At 66.7% G+C, this 16246-nt stretch carries 15 protein-coding genes; 4 read left to right on the top strand and 11 right to left on the bottom strand.

Annotated features, from left to right (window positions below):
- Positions 1-164 precede the first annotated feature (164 nt).
- Entirely contained in the window at positions 165-2207 is a 2043-nt protein-coding gene (locus EDL96_RS03600) for an NADPH-dependent 2,4-dienoyl-CoA reductase (RefSeq protein WP_123824448.1), read from the top strand.
- A gap of 20 nt (positions 2208-2227) precedes the next feature.
- On the opposite strand, the gene EDL96_RS03595 is transcribed toward EDL96_RS03600, so the two are convergent.
- The 5 genes from EDL96_RS03595 to cmtR form a co-directional block, all read right to left on the bottom strand.
- Positions 2228-3256, bottom strand: a complete 1029-nt coding sequence (locus tag EDL96_RS03595) for a lactonase family protein (RefSeq protein ID WP_123824447.1) — start codon at positions 3254-3256, stop codon at positions 2228-2230.
- A 95-nt stretch (positions 3257-3351) separates the two neighbouring features.
- The gene (locus tag EDL96_RS13620) at positions 3352-4128 is read right to left on the bottom strand and encodes a CoA transferase (RefSeq protein ID WP_233568659.1); all 777 of its coding nucleotides are present in this window, start codon (positions 4126-4128) and stop codon (positions 3352-3354) included.
- Positions 4101-4706 (bottom strand): CoA-transferase family III protein, encoded by a 606-nt coding sequence (locus EDL96_RS13615; RefSeq protein ID WP_233568658.1) that lies wholly within the window; start codon positions 4704-4706, stop codon positions 4101-4103. Before EDL96_RS13615 ends, EDL96_RS13620 begins: the two co-directional genes overlap by 28 nt.
- A gap of 249 nt (positions 4707-4955) precedes the next feature.
- The gene (locus tag EDL96_RS03585; RefSeq protein ID WP_123824508.1) at positions 4956-5573 is read right to left on the bottom strand and encodes a cadmium resistance transporter; all 618 of its coding nucleotides are present in this window, start codon (positions 5571-5573) and stop codon (positions 4956-4958) included.
- On the bottom strand, positions 5570-5929 hold the full coding sequence (cmtR, locus tag EDL96_RS03580; protein ID WP_123824446.1) for a Cd(II)/Pb(II)-sensing metalloregulatory transcriptional regulator CmtR: 360 nt from the start codon (positions 5927-5929) through the stop codon (positions 5570-5572). The genes EDL96_RS03585 and cmtR overlap by 4 nt, the downstream gene beginning before the upstream one ends.
- 292 nt (positions 5930-6221) lie before the next feature.
- Between cmtR and EDL96_RS03575 the strand changes: the two genes are divergently transcribed.
- From EDL96_RS03575 to EDL96_RS03565, 3 genes are read left to right on the top strand one after another with little or no spacing between them, the layout of a single operon-like run.
- Positions 6222-6806, top strand: coding sequence for a recombinase family protein (locus EDL96_RS03575; RefSeq protein ID WP_123824507.1), 585 nt, complete (start codon positions 6222-6224; stop codon positions 6804-6806).
- A 1-nt stretch (position 6807) separates the two neighbouring features.
- Positions 6808-8208 (top strand): Mu transposase C-terminal domain-containing protein, encoded by a 1401-nt coding sequence (locus EDL96_RS03570; protein WP_123824445.1) that lies wholly within the window; start codon positions 6808-6810, stop codon positions 8206-8208.
- Positions 8205-9026 (top strand): AAA family ATPase, encoded by an 822-nt coding sequence (locus EDL96_RS03565; RefSeq protein ID WP_123824444.1) that lies wholly within the window; start codon positions 8205-8207, stop codon positions 9024-9026. Before EDL96_RS03570 ends, EDL96_RS03565 begins: the two co-directional genes overlap by 4 nt.
- A 79-nt stretch (positions 9027-9105) precedes the next feature.
- Here the strand turns inward: EDL96_RS03565 and EDL96_RS03560 are convergent, their stop codons facing one another.
- From EDL96_RS03560 to EDL96_RS03535, 6 genes are all read right to left on the bottom strand, one after another.
- Complete coding sequence (locus EDL96_RS03560) at positions 9106-9924, bottom strand: HAD family hydrolase (RefSeq protein WP_123824443.1); 819 nt, start codon at positions 9922-9924, stop codon at positions 9106-9108.
- 125 nt (positions 9925-10049) lie between these two features.
- A complete protein-coding gene (locus EDL96_RS03555) occupies positions 10050-10898 on the bottom strand; it encodes a PRD domain-containing protein (protein ID WP_233568656.1) in 849 nt (282 codons plus the stop codon).
- 100 nt (positions 10899-10998) lie between these two features.
- Complete coding sequence (locus tag EDL96_RS03550; RefSeq protein WP_123824442.1) at positions 10999-12408, bottom strand: glycoside hydrolase family 1 protein; 1410 nt, start codon at positions 12406-12408, stop codon at positions 10999-11001.
- A 64-nt stretch (positions 12409-12472) separates the two neighbouring features.
- Positions 12473-14506 (bottom strand): beta-glucoside-specific PTS transporter subunit IIABC, encoded by a 2034-nt coding sequence (locus EDL96_RS03545; protein WP_233568655.1) that lies wholly within the window; start codon positions 14504-14506, stop codon positions 12473-12475.
- A gap of 253 nt (positions 14507-14759) precedes the next feature.
- Positions 14760-15467 (bottom strand): SCO1664 family protein, encoded by a 708-nt coding sequence (locus EDL96_RS03540; protein WP_123824441.1) that lies wholly within the window; start codon positions 15465-15467, stop codon positions 14760-14762.
- Entirely contained in the window at positions 15464-16072 is a 609-nt protein-coding gene (locus EDL96_RS03535; protein ID WP_123824504.1) for an MSMEG_4193 family putative phosphomutase, read from the bottom strand. Before EDL96_RS03535 ends, EDL96_RS03540 begins: the two co-directional genes overlap by 4 nt.
- Positions 16073-16246: the final 174 nt, after the last annotated feature.

The raw sequence follows: 16246 nt of genomic DNA, 5'->3' as shown, positions 1-16246 counted from the left end.
CCCTGAATGGCACAGGGGCAATCAAACTGCGCACTCGGCAACCTGGGACCGGAAGTTATCGAGACCCGGAGTCTCACTATTTGTGATTTCTTGCGTACAGTGGTGACTCGCATCACATCCATGACGTGGTGTTCTTCATTGTCCCCACGGCTTCCAGGACCGCGATGACCACGTACACCCACCTGTTCCGGCCCATCACTCTGGGGTCGGTCACCCTCCCAAATCGCGTGATCATGGGCTCGATGCACACCGGGATGGAGGACGACCCCGCCCAGTTCCCGGAGCTGGCCGCCTACTTCGCCGAACGGGTCCGCGGCGGTGCGGTTCTCATGGTCACGGGCGGTTTCAGCCCCGACGAGGCCGGAGTGCTCTACCCCGGTGGCGGACGCATCACGACGACGGCGGAGGCCGCCGAGCATCACGTCATCACCTCGGCCGTGCACCAGGCCGGGGGCAAGATTCTGCTGCAACTTCTGCACGCCGGCCGGTACGCGGCGCACGAGGGGGCCGTCGCACCGTCGTCGTCGCAGGCGCCGATCAATCGGTATCACGCCGCGGAAATGACGCCCGGGCAGATCGACCGGACGGTTCGCGACTTCGGCCGGGCGGCCGAACTGGCGCACCAGGCCGGGTACGACGGCGTGGAGATCATGGGATCGGAGGGCTACCTGCTCAACCAGTTCCTGGCGGAGCGGACCAACCATCGGGTGGACGAGTGGGGCGGTGATCCCGAGCGGCGTCGCCGATTCCCGGTGGCAGTTGCGGAGGCCGTGAAGACGGCTGTCCCGGCGGAGTTCCTGGTGATGTACCGGATCTCCCTGCAGGACCTGGTGGAGGGCGGGCAGAGCTGGCCCGATGTCGTGGCGCTGGCCCGGGACCTCGAGCGCGCCGGGGTGGACGTGTTCAACACCGGGATCGGGTGGCACGAGGCGCGGGTTCCCACCATCGTGACCTCGGTGCCCCGAGCAGCGTTCGCCCAAGTCACCGGTGAGTTGAAGGCGGCCGTTTCCGTGCCCGTGGTGGCCTCCAACCGGATCAACATTCCGGAGACGGCCGAAGAGATCCTGGCCGCAGGGCAGGCGGACCTGATCTCCATGGCCCGCCCGTTCCTGGCGGATCCGGAATGGGTGGACAAGGCCGGGTCGGGGCGAGCAGACCAAATCAACACGTGCATCGCATGCAACCAGGCCTGTCTGGACCACACCTTTGCGCACAAGCGGGCCACCTGTCTGGTGAATCCACGCGCCGGGAACGAGACCAGCCTGATCCTGAGTCCGACCCGGCGGGTCAAGCACATCGCCGTGATCGGCGCGGGCCCGGCTGGGCTGTCCTGCGCGGTTTCCCTGGCACGGCGCGGGCACAGGGTCGATCTGTTCGAGGCCCAGGACCACCTGGGTGGTCAGTTCGCCCTGGCGCAACGGATTCCCGGCAAGGAGGAGTTCTCAGAGACCATCCGGTACTTCACCCGCCAGCTGGAGTTGACCGGGGTCAGCGTGCATCTGTCGACCACCGTGGATGCCAATTCCCTGGCCGAGCAGGACTTCGACGAGGTCGTCCTGGCCACCGGCGTCGCACCGCGGGTCCCCGCGATCGACGGTTTGGACCACTCGTCGGTGATGACCTACCCGGAGCTGCTGAGCGGCCGACGTGTGGCCGGCCAGAGCGTGGCGGTCATCGGGGCGGGCGGCATCGGGGTGGACGTCTCCGAATTCCTGACACACCCCGAATCGCCGTCGTTGGACCTGGCCGCCTGGCGCGCCGAGTGGGGGGTTGCCGGTAGCGACACCCCGGGCGGTCTGGGGCCGGCTTCCCCGGCGCCGTCACCGCGGGAGGTGGTCCTGGTGCAACGGCGGGCGACGCCGATCGGCAAGGACCTGGGGCTGACCTCCGGGTGGGTGCACCGCGCGTCGCTCAAGCACAAGGGCGTGCGGATGATTCCGGCCGCCACGTACGAACGCATCGACGACGACGGCCTGCACCTCACCGTTCCCGTCGACCCGAAGGACGCCGACGCCGGACGGGCCGAGATCACGCTGCCCGTGGACACCGTGGTGGTGTGCGCGGGGCAGGTCTCCCGCAACGACCTGGCCGCGCCCCTGCGCGAGCGGGGGTTGGCCGTGCACGTGATCGGTGGGGCCGACGTTGCCGCCGAGCTGGACGCCAAACGCGCCATCGGGCAGGGTACCCGCCTGGCGGCGGAGCTGTAGGGCGGGCGCCCCGCGACCGGTCAGACGAAACGCACCCAGTTGGCGCCCTTGCCCGTTTCGGCCTGGTCCAGCAGCTTGAGCTCTGTGCCGTCGACCGCGTACAGCGAGACCTGCGTGGACCGTTCACCGGCCGCCACGAGCAGGCGGCCGTCCGGGCTGGTGGCGAAACCGCGCGGCTGGGTCTCCGTGACCGTGTAGTTCTCCGGCGGGGTGAGCGAGCCGTCCGCGGCCACCTCCACGGCGGCCAAGGTGCTCTCCGTCCGCTCGGAGACCCACAGGGTCTGTTCATCCGCGCCCCAGTGGATGTCGGCACCCCAAATGGCGTGCTCGTCCAGCGGACTCCCGCCCAGAACACCTTGCTGCAGCTGTGCATCCGGGTCGACGGTGTTCGTGGCGTCGACCGCGGTCAACTCACCGGTGCTCTTGTCCCTGCTGAAACGCAGCACTTCACCGGAGAACTCGGTCATCACGTACAGGGTGTCTTCGGCGTCGTTGAAGATCAGGTGGCGCGGGCCGGAACCCTCCGGGGCCGCCGCCGATTCTGCTGCCAGCGGGGTGAGCCCCAGGTCGTCGTCGAGCGCGTACTGCGCCACCAGGTCCGCCCCCAGGGACACGAAGTAGACGAAACGCCCGTCGGAGCTGGCCGCCACACTGTGCAGATTGGGGTGTTCGACAGTGGCGACGGGGGCGCCCACCGTGGTGCCGTCGACCGGTGCGGTGATGCCGTAGCCCCCGCCGTAGGAGGCGCCCAGCAGAACCGTTCCGCCCCGGGTGAGCCAGAGGTAGTTCATCCCACCTTGCGGAAGGTCCACCCGACCCAGCTGGCCCAGTTGCCCGGTTTCACGATCGAGGCTCAGGGTCACGATCCCCGCGGGATCACCCTTCACGGCGGCGTGCACCAGGTTCCGTTCGGTATCCACCGCGAAGTTGGAACAGCCGGTGAGCCCTTCGGTCACGGATAGTCGCTCCAGGGAGGTCCCGTCACATCGGAACACGGAAATGCTCCCGTCACCGGCATTGGCGACCAGGACCAAGGATTCAACAGTCATCAGGCAACTCCCATCATCATCGCGGCACACCAGACCCCGGAACCGGAACCGTCCGCCTGCTCCGGCGGTTGGCGATCACAGCCATTTCATCACGCTCAGCGCCAGGCCAACTCTGCGGATCCCGGCAGCATGGGTGGCCGACGGTAATCGAGCAACTCACCGTCGATCGTCAGCGGGAGGGGCACGTACTCCAGCACGCCGAAGTCGCTGGTCTTGCTCCGCAACGCGGGTTCAGGTGACGAGGTTGCCCCGGACTTGGCCGCGGGTCCGCCCGTGACTTCCGGTACCGGTAACCGCATGAGTTCGACTGCCGTCCGGGCCAACGACATGTGGACGCGGCCACCGCATCCGGACTCCCGGCGCTCGGCCAGGAGCCGGATCAATCCGGCAGCGATCCCGTAACCGGTCGCGTGGTCGAGGGCCTGACACGGCAACGCTCCGGGTCGCCAGTGGTCGCCCGCGCCCGATCCGTAGATGGTCGCGATGCCCGAGGCTGCCTGGACGATCGAATCGAATCCGCGCATTCCGCCCCACGGCCCGGCCGGCCCCCAGGCGTCGAGTTCGGCCACGGTCAGGTGCGGATGCTCAGCCACCAGGGTGGCGGCGTCCAGGCCGAACCTCGCCATTGCTCCGGGTCGGTACCCGGAGACGACGACGTCGGCCTCGGCCATCAGCTCCCGGACCCTTGCCAGCACCGCGGGCTCCGAAAGGTCCGCGAGGGCCGAACGCTTGTCGAACCCGGCGTCAATGTGGTGGTCCATCAACTCCGGCAGGGACGGCGGGTCGATCCGGAGGACCGCCGTGCCCAGTGCCCCGAGCACCCGCGTGGCCACGGGCCCGGCAATCACGCGGGTGAAGTCGAGGACGCGCAACCCGTCAGCGGACGCAACACGTCCCCGGCAGGCGCCCACGCAGATGACCGTGTCTGCCAGGATCGGCCTGCGCCAGAAGACGGTTCGACACGGATCCACGGTTCGTCGGCCACAGCATGGGCCATGGCCGTTCCCGCCCATTCGTCGGGTGTCCGGACACGTGCGGCGATTCCACCGACGGCCTGGATCGCCCGTTCCGCCTCATCACGGGGAAGCTCATGCAGCACCGCGGAAAGCTGCCCGACGGCGTCGTCGTCGCTCAGTCCCGGGTCGAGCCGCAGCGCAGACAGTAGACGTTGGCGGTGATGCGGGTAATTGCCGTGCGTGCGGATCCAGCCATCGCGCGTGAGCCAGAACCCGGAGAGCGGCGCGAAGCCGCGTGGCGAGCGGCCGTCCACCCGCAAGTGCCCCAGCGAGTTGAAGGCTGCGAAGGTCGCCAGCGCGGACACGGCGTACCGATCCGGTTTCCCGGTGAGGGCACCCAGCGCGTCCACGACGGCAGCAACCGCCTGGAGAGCCAGTCCCTCCACATCGAGGGGCCCGTCCCACCACGTCCGCGGTCCGGTCACGCGTGTCATCCCACCACGGTAGCGAGGGCGAACCGCCCCGCGCCGTGGTTGTCGGGAATTGTGACTTTTGCAGGTATGTGGCGGCATTCTTGATGAGATAAATGGCGGCACAGGGCGTCCGCTCAGAAGTGAAGCTGTCCGCAACTTGGGGCCGGTGCCGATCACCAGGACGTCGGCATCGGCCATGGTCGGAGACCTCCTTGTGGTCGAGACTGCCGATCTGCGTCACCGGCGCCGCGTGCGGGGCCGGTGACGCAGTTAGAAGCCGAAGGCCCCGCCGCTGACCAGAATGAAGGCACCCAGACCGATCAGCACGATGGGGAACAGGATGTGTTCCCAGCGCTCCAGGACCTCGGCGATCGGCCGGCGGGTGGCGACGAACTTGGCCAGGGCGACCAGCACCGCCACCAGCGCCAGGAACACGATGCAGTAAGCCACCACGGCGCCCGGGCCCACGCTGAGGAAGACCGGGACGTAGACCCCGATGTTGTCTCCGCCGTTGGCGAAGGTCACCCCGGCCACGGTCCACACCGCCACGTTCTTGCCTTCGACCTTCTTGCCTTCGACCTTGGCCTCGTCGTCATCGTCGTCGCCGTCCCCACGCCAGGCCTGCCAGGCGGCCCACAGGCCCAGGCCCAGGGGGATGAGTCCGAAGTACGGGATGACCTCCGGGGGCAGGAACGCCCCGGCCCCCAGGGAGACCGGCACGGCCGCGCCCAGGATGCCCACGAAGCCCAGATACTGGCCGACCAGGATGCGGGCGGTGGTCTCGCGCTGGCCCGCGCCGCGGGCGAAGAACAGCGAGAGCACGATGATGTCGTCGATATTCGTGGCGATGAACAGGCCAATTGCCTGCAAGATCGAGGACAGGATCATGCCTCCACCCCCGTGCTGCGGCATCCCGGCGCCGAGCAGGCCGGGTCCAGGCACGGTGCGTTCTCGTTGACCGCGAGGGTCACGTCGACCAGGGCGGTCAGCACCCGGCTCAGATGCGGATCCGCGATCTCATACCGGGTCTGGCGGCCCTGGGGCACGGCGACCGCGAGCCCACAGTCCCGCAGGCACGCCAGGTGGTTCGACACGTTCGGCCGCGTCAGCTCCAGGTCTCGGGCCAGCTCGGCCGGGTAGGCCGGGCGCTGAAGCAGGGTCAGCAGTATCCGCGACCGGGTCGGGTCGGCCATCGCCCGCCCCAGCCGGTTCATCACATCCAAACGAGAATCTATAGTCAGCACCCGCTGAACTATACAGCAATGACTGAACTGATCTGGAAGTCCACCGCAGTTGACCTGCGCGACGCCGTGCAAGTGAACGGAAATCCTTGATCCCCTCCTCCCGTGGGTCAAACGTCGCTCCGCGTGTCTTATTAATGGACAGTTTGATGAGACACACCTCGGGCACTCGGCCTCGGACTCGCTCCCTGCGCGCACAGGCTTTCGGAGGTGTCTTGCGAAGTCGTCTTGACGGAAAGTGCCTCAAGGGGGTGCGTTCCAGGGGTTTCTGCATCATGCTTGGGGTAAGAGGCATCTGGGGTACACGCGGGTGAGTACGGCTGCGCAGGACGCGCAGCTGCAAGTCGATGCGCTGGTGGGTGCCGGGGTGCAGAAGCGGGACGTGTTCTCCGATGTGACCTCGGGCAGCCGAACCGCTATCGAGCGCCCGGGGATGAAGCGCCTGCTCGACTACGCCGAGGCCGGTGACACCGTCGTGGTCTGGCGCATCGACCGGCTCGGCCGCTCCCTGCTCGATGTCCTGAGCACCGTCAACCTGCTACGCGGCCAGGGGGTGAAGATCCAATCGGTCTCGGACGGGATCGACCCAGAGACGACCTCGGGCCGGATGATGCTGGGCATGCTGGCCGAGTACGAGCGCGAGCTGATCACCGAACGTGTCAATGCCGGGATCGCCGCGGCGAAGGCGAACGGCACCCGTTTCGGTCGGCCCCCGGTTGACCCGGCGGTGATCGCGGAGAAGCTGACCATCGCCCAGGATGCTCGTGCCAAGGGCCGGACCGCCGAAGATGCCGCCCGTCTGGTCGGGTGGTCGCGTGCGACGCTGTATCGCCACCAGCAGGCCGCCCGTGCCCGTGACGCTGTGTCCGAGCAGGTGTGAGGTGGACGGGGCGGCGCGGTGGCGCATCTTGCGGCTGCATGTCGAGGACGGCATCGCGCTGACGACCCTGGCCCGTCAGACTGGGATCGGTCTGCGCACCCTGGAGCGCTGGCACGCCCGCTACCGCGCCGACGGGTACGCGGGCCTGGATGCGAGGCCGCGTGCGGATGCGGGCACCCGCCATCTGCCTGCCGAGCTCGTCCGGCTGATCGAGGGTTTGGCGCTGAGCAAGCCCGGACCCGCGATCGCCACGATCCACCGCAAGGCGACTGAGATCTGCGCTCAGGAGGGCTGGCCGGTGCCCTCCTATGGGGTGGTCCGGTCGATCGTGGGCGGCATGGATCCGGGCATGGTCACCCTCGCCCTGGAGGGTGCGGCGTCCTACCGGGACAAGCACGAACTGGTGCTGCGGCGGCAGGCCGAGCGGCCCAATGCGATGTGGCAGGCCGACCACACCCTGCTCGACATCCTCGTCGCGGGCACCGACGGGAAGCCCGCCCGGCCATGGCTGACGTCCATCATCGATGACTGCTCCCGGGCGATCTGCGGCTACACGGTCTTCCTCGGTGCTCCTTCGGCGATGAACACCGCGCTGGCGCTGCGGCAGGCGATCTGGCACAAGGCCGACCCGGCCTGGCCGATGTGCGGCATCCCCGACGTGCTCTACGTTGACCACGGCAGCGACTTCATCAGCCACCATCTCACCGGCACCGCCGTCGACCTGCACATCCGGCTGATCCACTCCATCGTTGCCCGGCCCCAGGGCCGCGGCAAGATCGAGAGGTTCTTCGGCACCGTCAACACCGAGCTTCTCGCCGGCCTGCCCGGATACATCGCCGAGGGCCACCCCGCCCCGACACCGACGCTGTCCCTGGCCGAGCTGGACAGCGCACTGGAGGGGTTCGTGGCCACCTACAACGACCGGACCCACAGCGAGCTCGGCGTCTCGCCGCGCAGCGCGTGGATCGCCGAGGGTTGGCTGCCGCGCATGCCCGAGAGCCTGGAAGGCCTCGACGGGCTACTGCTGACGGTCGCCCAGTCACGGGTGGTGCGCCGTGATGGCATCCGCTTCCAGGGGCTGCGCTACGTCTCTCCGACGCTGGCTGGCTATGTCGGACGATCCGTCGTGGTCCGCTACGACCCGCGCGACATCACCGAGATCCGCGTGTTCGACCACGACGAGTTCCTCTGCAAGGCCGTCAACCAGGAGCATCACGACCAGAAGATCGGTCTCAAGGAAATCCAGGCCGCTCGCAACGCCCGCCGCCGGGCCTTGCGGCAGGGCATCAACGAACGCATCGCCGTCGTCGCCGCACACACCATCGAATCGCCACCGGCGACCGAGGAGCCGGCACCGGCGCCGCGGCGGAAGTTGAAGGTCTACAAGGAGGACCTGAGGTGAGCCAGCGCTTCATCGTCACCAAAGAGCACCGCCGATTCACCGAGTTCGCCGACGCCGTCCGGCGGGGCCACACCATCGGCCTCTGCTTCGGCCCGGCCGGGGTGGGCAAGACGCTCTCCGCGCGCCGCTACGCCCACTGGGAGAAGGCCTACGACCTGCTGACCTACTGGGGACCACGCGACGACAGCGACGCCAAAATCTACGCCACCCTCGCTCGCAGCCGCACCGTGCTCTACACCCCCAGCGTGCTGACCACGCCCCGGGCGCTGAAGGACGAACTCGACCAGGCCATCACCCGCACCAACATCTGCATCGAGCAGCACCTCGAACCAGTCGGACAGGACACCACGCCGACCTGGGCACGGCGGCGCGGCAGGAACCACGTGCAGTTGATCATCGTCGATGAGTCCGAACGGCTCCGCCCCGCCTCTCTGGAACTGCTGCGCGACCTGTACGACCGCGACAACATCGCCCTGATCCTGATCGGCATGCCAGGCCTGGAAAAGCAGTTCAGCCACTACCCCCAGTTCTACAGCCGAGTCGGCTTCGCCCACCAATACCGTCCCCTGGGCACCGACGAGTTGCTCTTCGTCCTCCAGCGCCACTGGCGCTCCCTCGGCAAGACCCTCGATCCCGAGGACTTCACCGACGCCCAGGCCATCGCCAGCATCACCCGCATCACCCGCGGCAACTTCCGGCTGCTCGAACGCCTCTTCCCTCAGATCGAGCGCGTCATGAAGATCAACGAACTCGACACCATCACCAACGACGTCATCGAAGCCGCCCAGAGCACCCTCGTCATCGGCACCACCAACTGAGACGACCGCCACGAAGCGCCCGCAGAACACCGCCACTTATCGCCGAAAGTCACAGGGAATCGTCCTCAGAACTCTCTTCTCAGAAGTCGGTGTCGAACTCGAAATGCTCGGCGAGGACGCGGGCGATGCCTTCGTCGTCGTTCGAGGTGGTGACCAGGTCGGCGGCGCCCTTGGCCTCCGGGATGCCGTTGCCCATGGCCACCCCCAGCCCGGCCTTGCGCAGCATTCCGATGTCGTTGCCGTTGTCCCCGAAGGCGATCACCTGGTCCAGCGTGAGCCCGTTGGCGGTGCAGAAGTCCTCGATGGCGGAGCCCTTGTCGATGCCCGCGGCGGTGGCCTCGAGGTAGATCGGCGACGAGTAGGCCAGTTCGATCCGCCCCGCGTACTCACGCAGCAGTTCGTCGTGCAGCGACTGGGAGAGCTCCCGGTCCGCCACGAACACGATCTTGGTGGGGTCGGGCTCGATGGTCGTGAGGTCCTCGACCACGCGCAGCGTCAGGTCGTTGCCCTCTGCCTCGTAGTGGACGCGTTCGCTCGAATCGTCCTCCACGTACAGGTCCGCACCGTGGGGGATCATCACCAGGATCCCCGCGGCCTTGGCGGCGCGGATCAGATTGTTGGCCACGTCCTTGGGCAGAGCGTGGCTGGCGATGATCTCGTCCGTTGCCTGATCCACCACCACGGAACCGTTCATCGCGGCGAACACCAGGTTCTCCCCCAGCCCGTGCTTCTTGGCCAACAGGTGCAGCCCGGGAACGGGCCGGCCGGAGGCCAACATGATCCTGGTCCCGGCGGCGTGCATGGCATGGAACGCCTTGCGGGTGCCCGGTTGGAGGTTCCGCGTCGAGTCCAACAGCGTGCCATCCATGTCGAAGGCCACCAGGCGGTAGTCGGTCATGCTGTCGGGTCTCCTTGGTATCGCGTTGATGTCGCTTTGGTGCCGCTTTGACCCCTCTGTCGCAAGGTCGCGCGTGATTGAGGGATCGGCGCCTCCGGGATCGACCGGATGCTCCGTCAAGCTTGTCAGACCCTGGGGTCGGACACGACTCGGGCAATGTGCAGGGCCAGGTAGGCCGTCTCGTCCGGGGTGACCGTGGTGTCCAGGCGCAGGTCCAGCAACGTCGCGACCAATTCGGCCGTGCGGTAGGCCTCCGGTTGGGACTCACGGATCGCGGTCCCGACGGCGGAGGGCTCACCCTCCAGCTGCTTGCCGGACTGGATGCGCACGAACAGATAGCGCAGGTGGGTGATGAACCGGGCCACGCTGATGGAGGTGTTGTCCAGCCGCCGGCCGTAGGCCTCACCCACCACGTCCAGGAGCTGCTGGAGGATGCCCGTGAGCTTGTACGTGTAGGACAGGTCCCCCGTGGTGAACCCCACGTTGACCAGGTGCAACGCGATGGCCACGGCCTCACCGTCCGGCAGTTGCACCTCGCTTTCGGCGTTGACGGCAGCCAACACCTGGCGGGCCTGTTGGAGTTCGGTGGGGAACAGGTGCCCCACCTCGGTCTCCAGGGGATAGTCCAGGCGGATGTTCTCGCGCACGCGCTTGATGGCAAAGCTCAAGTGATCTGACAGCGTGACCAACAGGGACGGGCTGTTCTCCACGACCTCCGAGAGCCCCGCCGCTTCCAACGCCACCACGGCGAGTTTGACGTGCTCAGGCGGGACCGCCGCCACCAGCTGGCCCAGGTGATCGACGTCGCGCCCGTCCACCGGCGCAAAGGTCCGGACCACCTTGGACTCGTCCACCGTCTGCCCAGGCTTGGCCTGGAACCCCAGGCCGCGGCCGGTCAGCACGACGTCGTCGCCCCGGGCGGATCTGGCCAGGACGACGTTGTTGTTGAAGACCCTCAGGATCTCCACGAACACTCCCCTTCCTCGGCACACCCCTGCCGAGTGTCCGAGTTCGGTCGCGTCTGCGGTCAGACAACGACCAAACTCGGACACTCGGCGGGTAGGCCTGGGTGGCTCAGGCGGTCAGTGAACCACCGTTGGTCGCGATGACGTCCTTGTACCAGTCGAAGGACTTCTTCTTGTACCGCTCCAGCGTGCCCGTGCCGTCGTCGTTGCGGTCAACGTAGATGAAGCCGTAGCGCTTGGACAGCTGCGCCGTGGAGGCCGAGACCAGGTCGATGCAGCCCCACGTGGTGTAGCCCAGCAGGTCCACACCGTCGGCGATGGCCTCTCCCACCTGGTACAGGTGCTGGTTGAGGTAGTCGATGCGGTAGTCGTCCACCACGGTCTTCACCCCGTCGACCTCGACCAGCTCGTCCTTGGCACCCAGGCCGTTCTCCACGATGAACAACGGCTTCTGCCACCGGTCCCAGTAGTCGTTGAGAACGATGCGCAAACCCACGGGGTCGATCTGCCAGCCCCATTCGGAGGCCTTCAGGGTGGGGTTGGGGACGCCGCCCATGATGTTCCCCTGGCCCTTGGCCTTGTCCGGGGCCGCCGACTCGCAGACGCTCACGTAGTAGCTGAAGGACACGAAGTCCACGGTGTTCTTCAGGTCCTCGCGGTCCTCATCCGTGATGTTGAGCTCCACACCGTTCTCCCGCAGGGTGCGCAGGAAGTACCCCGGGTAGGAGCCGCGGCAGTGGACGTCACCGAACGCGTAGTTCACGTGCTCCGCCTCCTTGGCCGCAAGGACGTCCTGCGGATCCGGGGTCAGGGGGTAGGTCGGCATGGCGATGAGCATGCAGCCGACCTTCAGGTCCGGGTTCAGCTCGTGAGCCAAACGGGTCACACGCGCAGAGGCCACCAGCTCGTGGTGGATCGCCTGGTAAAGATCCTGCTTGCTGAGCTGCTCCTTGGGCGTGAGGATGCCGCCGGCCATGAGCGGGGCGTGCATGATCGCATTGATCTCGTTGAACGTCAGCCAGTACTTGACCCGCTTGCCGTAGCGCTCGAACAGCGTTTTGGCGTAGCGCTCGTAGAAGTCGATCAGGCGGCGATCGGTCCAACCGTCGTACTCACGTGCCAGGTTCAGCGGGGTCTCGTAGTGCGAGATCGTGACCAGGGGTTCGATCCCGTGCTTCTCCAACTCGTCCAGGACGCGGTCGTAGAACGCCAGCCCTTCCTCGTTGGGCGTCTCGTTGTCGCCGTTAGGGAAGATACGGCTCCACCCGATGGAGAACCGGAAGGTCTTGAAGCCCATCTCCGCGAACAGGGCGATGTCCTCGGCATACCGGTTGTAGAAGTCGATGCCCACCAGCTTGAGGTTGTCCTCGGTCGGCTCCTCGGTCGGCGGGGCCACGATGCCCTTGGGCATGATGTCCTGGATGGACAGGCCCTTGCCGTCCTGGTCGTAGGCACCTTCGAACTGGTTGGCCGCGGTGGCACCGCCCCACAGGAAGCCTTCGGGGAACGTCGTCGTCATGGTTGTCTCCTCACGTTTCGTTCGTCTGTCTGCGTGTCTGGGATGGCTTTTCTCGGTTGTCAGGTCACGGAATCACGACGACGGCGGGCGCGCCCACCTCGACCGGTCCGGCCGTTGCCGGGGTGACCTCTTGCAGCTTGGCGGTGTTGGTCACGGTCACGATGATGGTGGTGTCGTAGCCGGCTTCGGCGACCGCGTTCATGTCCACGGTGGCGAGGGTGTCACCGGCCTGGACCTGATCGCCCTTGGCAACGGCGACGTCGAAGTGCTGACCCTTGAGTTCCACGGTGTCGATGCCGATGTGGACCAGCAGCTCCACGCCGTCGTCGGACTTGAGGCCGAAGGCGTGCCCGGAGTTGGCCACCGAGATGACCTTGCCGGTGATCGGCGCGCGAACGACGTTTTCGTCCGGCACGATGCCCACGCCCTTGCCCAAGGCGCCGGAGGCGAAAACCTTGTCCGGGACCTCTTCCAAGGCCACCATGCGCCCGGAGACCGGGGCAACCACGTCGACCACCGAGTTGCGGGTTGCCGTTGCGGTTGCCGCCCCGCCGGCGGCACCCGCGGCCACCGCGGTCTGGGCACCCGTGGGCGCGGTCGGGTCCTGGGGCGCGGGCGCGACGTCGTCAGCGGGCGCGGGAGCCGCGGCGTCGTCGGCAGCACCCTCCGCAGACTCGCGGTCCATGAACAGCAACGTGAGAACGAAGGCCACCAGCATGCCCACACCGGTACCGATCATGGTCATCGCAAAGTTGCCCACGTTCATGTAGCCCGGGATCGCCAAGAGAGACGGCACGACGAATGAATCCATGGCGCCCCCGCCCATGGCGATGATGGCACCGCCAACTGCGCCGCCGGCTACGCCGAAGTAGAAGGGCCGCTTCATGGGCAGGTTCACACCGTAGATCGCAGGTTCCGTGACGCCCGCCAGAATCCCGGACACCGCTGCGGGGCCGGCAACCTGACGACGCTTGGGGTTGCGGGTGCGGATGAACACGGCAAGCGTGGCCGCGCCCTGCGCCAACACACCGGCCAGGACTGGGCCGAAGAGGATGCTGTAGCCGACCGTCGTGAGGTCGTTGAGCGCGATCGGGACCAGGCCCCAGTGCAGGCCGAAGATCACCAGCACCTGCCACAGGCCGCCCATCAGGGCACCGCCCAGCCAGGGCGCCAAGTTGAACAGGAACGTCACACCTGCGGCCAGACCCTGTGCCGCGTAGGTGGTGATGGGGCCGATCACAATGAGGATCAGGGGCACCATGATCAGCAGGGACAGGAACGGCTTGGTGAAGTTACGGATCGCAGCGGGAAGGATCTTGTCCATCCCACGTTCCATGTGGCTCAACAACCAGCCGGCAACGATGATCGGGATCACGGAGGAGACATAGCTCATCATGACCACGGGAATGCCGAAGAACGAGACGGGTTCACCGGCTTCGTACAGCCCGATGATCGAGGGGTAGACCAACGCACCCGCAATGCCCACCAGGACGAACTGGTTGGCTCCGAAGCGCTTGGCCACGGTGATGGCCAGCAACATGGGCAGGAAGTTGATCACTGCGTCGGAAGCAGCGTTCAGGATCACGTATGTGGTGGTCGATTCGTCCAACCAACCCAGTGTCACGGCCAGTGCCACGAAGGCCTTGAACAGGCCGGCACCGGCCAGAGTCCAGATGATCGGCAGGAAGATCGCGGAAACCAGCTGGATGAAGCGGTTGATGATGTTCTGCTTCTCCCCGGACTCCTGCGGGTCTTCGTCTCCGCCGACGGCCTGATCCGGTAGGCGCTTGGCAAAGGCGTTGTAGACCGTGCCCACGTTATCCCCGATGACCACCTGGTATTGGCCACCGGCCTCGACCGTGGTGATCACGCCGGGCAGCTTGCCGATGCCGTCCTTGTCGACCTTGTCCAGATCCTTGAGGCGCAGCCGCAACCGCGTGATGCAGTGCGTGGCGTCCTTCACGTTCGTCGGCCCGCCGACCCTCTCGAGGATGTCATCGGCAAGTGCCGGGTAATCCACCTTCGCCATGGTGTTCTCCCATTCCGGTTCCGCCCCGGCGTCGTCGTCGGGGCCTGGTGTGAACGCTCGATGGATCATTCCGGGCAATAAAAAAGACCTGAGACGCACGGATGTGCAATCTCAGGTCTTGCCTCGGTTCACGTCCCGCGGGGGGCTCCAAGTAACAATCCTGTGAGCATTAACTCACGAGCGACTGTAGACGCGGATCACAGGGAAAGCAAGAGGTTGCCGCGCGGTTGCCGCGCCTTCACCGCCACCTCCACCGCCGAATGTCCGAGTTCGGTCGATTCCAGGGATCCAAGACGACCGAACTCGGACACTCGACGGGAAATCACAAGGGTGGCCAGGGGATGCGGTAACCGCCCGTTTCGTCGAACGGGAGTCGCCCTGCCTCCAGGAGTTCGGTGATGCGCATCTGGATGGCCAGTTGTTCGACCGGGAACAGGAGGTCCTCGAGTTCCGAAGGAAGATCGTCGAGCATCGGTTCGAGGTCTTTGACCAGTTCAGGGGGAATCTCTTCACCCGCGAACTCCCAGATCACGGTGCGCAGCTTGAACGGCGCGGAGAAGCACAGCCCCTGGTCGATCCCCCACACGTGACCGTCGGGGTCCAGCAGGACGTGGCCGCCTTTGCGGTCGGTGTTGTTGGCGACGACGTCGAAGACCGCCACCCGCAGCAGTTGCTCGTGGGTCTCGGGGTGGCTGTCGTAGAGGGTGAAGTAGTGCTGGGTGGGGTCGTGCGGGACGAATTTCTGCACGGAACCCGGGCCGAACGGCGCGTCGTCGCGCAGGACCGTGGGCGGCACGATGTCCCAGCCGAGAGCGTCGGAGAGCACGTACGCGGCACGTTCGCGCCGGTAGATCCGCGGCGGGAAGTCGCGCAGCGGACGCTCCCCCTCCTCGGGCTTGTAGATCGCCATGCTGCTGGCACCCTCGGTGCTGACCTGGGCCAACAGTGCCGAATTGCTGCTGGATTCGATCAACCCGATGAGCTCGATCTCCCCGGTGGCAAGCAGCGCTTCGTCGTCGTGCGTCGTCATGACGGAACCAAGCCGGCCAAGGGACCGTCCGTGGAATTGGTGCGCAGGACCTGCGGCGCCTGGCCGGGGTGGTAGGCGATCACGGACACGGAACACGGGTCGATCACGATGCGCTGGAACAGGTCCAGGTGGGTGCCGAGTGCGTGAGCCATCACCGCCTTGAGGGGGTCGGCGTGGGAGAAACACACCACCACCCCACCGAGATGCGCCTCACGGAGCCGATCCACGGCGTCGACCGTGCGCGCCTGCATGTGGCTGAAGCTCTCGCCATTCGGGAACCGGAACGACGACGGCGCCCGCTGGACGGTGGACCATTCCGGCAGCTTCATGAGGTCCCCGAGGTTGCGGCCGGTCCAGTCGCCGAAGTCGCACTCGATGAGGTCTTGTTCGACGTGAGCCTGCAGGCTGGTGAGCCGTTCCGTGGGTTCCGCCGTTTCGCGGGTGCGTTCCATGGGCGAGGTGTAGATCGCCCTGATCGGCACACCCTGAAGTCGGTCGGCAACGTGCTGGGCCTGCTCGCGTCCAGGGTCGGAGAGATGCAAACCGGGGGCACGCCCCGGCAGCACCTGCCCCGTGGTGGGCGTGACGCCGTGCCGCACCAGCATCACGACGGTCGGGCGGTCGGTCTGGTTGTCACTCACGCCGCCCACGCTACTCGCGACCCGCTGCACCTGCCTGCCCCTCCTCCCGCTGAACCCTCCCGAAACTCGCCCATCACGCCCTGATGGGCGAGTTTCGGGAGGGTTCGGCGGGAGAGGGGACGGCGGTTCGCTCAGAGG

Origin of the sequence: Kocuria soli, from assembly GCF_003797835.1 — a bacterium.
Taxonomy (GTDB): Bacteria; Actinomycetota; Actinomycetes; order Actinomycetales; family Micrococcaceae; genus Kocuria; species Kocuria soli.
The sequence above is the reverse complement of the archived record's forward strand: the minus strand, read 5'-3'. Positions and strand labels throughout refer to the sequence as shown.